The organism is Pseudomonas sp. HMSC063H08 (assembly GCF_001813645.1).
Taxonomy (GTDB): domain Bacteria; phylum Pseudomonadota; class Gammaproteobacteria; order Pseudomonadales; family Pseudomonadaceae; genus Pseudomonas; species Pseudomonas aeruginosa.
Genome location: NZ_KV813415.1, coordinates 134324 through 135746, shown reverse-complemented (window position 1 = coordinate 135746; position 1423 = coordinate 134324). Strand labels below are relative to the sequence as shown.

The 1423-nt window shown below is 59.5% G+C and carries 1 protein-coding gene and 1 pseudogene; one reads left to right on the top strand and one right to left on the bottom strand.

Translation table 11 applies throughout. The features are described from left to right. Nucleotides 1-198, top strand: a pseudogene (locus HMPREF2924_RS36200) (hypothetical protein); the annotation flags it as partial. A gap of 526 nt (nt 199-724) precedes the next feature. Here HMPREF2924_RS36200 and HMPREF2924_RS10635 read toward each other — a convergent pair. Next, nucleotides 725-1423, bottom strand: a 699-nt coding sequence (locus tag HMPREF2924_RS10635) for a Tn3 family transposase (protein WP_141765531.1), incomplete at its 5' end; no start/stop codon positions are given.

Here is a 1423-nt window from a genome sequence, read left to right as displayed (position 1 = left end):
GCCTCGCCCGGCCCGGCCACGCCGACAGCCGCCCGAGGCTTGACGCAACAGCAGGTATACGAGGCCGCAGGCGTGAGCAAGTCCAGCTATAGGGGTCATGCCGAGATAAGGGGAAAATTCACTCACTTCCCCTCTATCCATATGATTAATATCACAATTTTAAAAAACCACATGGGTATCGCGATGCGGCGATTCTGACGTGTGTCACCCAGGTCGATCGCTGCTACACGGCGAGGAAAACATGGTTGGTGCCGACGTGGGTTACAGGTGTAGGAACAAACAGTTCCCTGATGCTTAGGAATGAGGTCGATTAACAACCTCAGAAGATCCTTCAGTTGAACCGGTCGCGGCAAATCAGGCAGCCGGAATGAATGATTCTATAATCACTCTATAATTGACTATAAAGACCGTCCTAGAGCGGCAGCTAGGCTGCTCCCTGTGACTTGAGGCTTCCCCTCCCTGTCAGACTTGTTTCGCACGTCTGGGTATTGCGCCCCCGCTAGCCGTTAGCAGCCTGGCATCCTCGTCTGGGCACTGGTTTGGACCGGCTGTGAGAGAATGAGGCTGGCCAGTACGACAACAATGCTGGGAGCAATGATTGGCCCATATGCCCAAAACCTATGGCACGCATTGTTCAGGGGGATGTTATGGACAAGCTCTACGACAGGCTGGTTTTGCCGAGAGGCCACTAGGGGTCGCCTCAGAAAACGGAAAATAAAGCACGCTAAGCCGGTTGCAGCGGTCGTAGCGGCCTGAACTTGCCCGCGCCGATCTTGGCGCTGCTGCGCCAGAGGTAATCGCCGGTGAGGTTGATGTGCTCCCAACCGAGCGGCGACAGGTACTGCAACAGCGCGTCATCAACGGCATGGCCGTTGCCACGCAGCGCGTGCGCAGCCCGTTCCAGATAGACCGTGTTCCACAACACGACGGCAGCCGTTACCAGATTGAGGCCGCTAGCCCGGTAGCGCTGCTGCTCGAAACTGCGGTCGCGGATTTCACCCAGGCGGTTGAAAAACACTGCCCTGGCCAGCGCATTGCGCGCCTCGCCCTTGTTCAGGCCGGCATGCACGCGGCGGCGCAGTTCCACGCTTTGCAGCCAGTCCAGGATGAACAGCGTGCGCTCGATGCGGCCTAGCTCGCGGAGCGCCACGGCCAGGCCGTTCTGGCGTGGGTAGCTGCCGAGCTTTCGGAGCATCAGGGAGGCCGTCACCGTGCCCTGCTTGATCGAGGTGGCCAGCCGCAGGATTTCGTCCCAATGGGCGCGGACGTGCTTGATGTTGAGCGTGCCGCCGATCATGGGTTTCAGCGCGTCATAGGCGGCGTCGCCCTTCGGGATGTAGAGCTTGGTGTCGCCCAGGTCGCGGATGCGCGGCGCGAAGCGGAAGCCCAGGAGGTGCATCAGGGCGAAGACGTGATCGGTGAA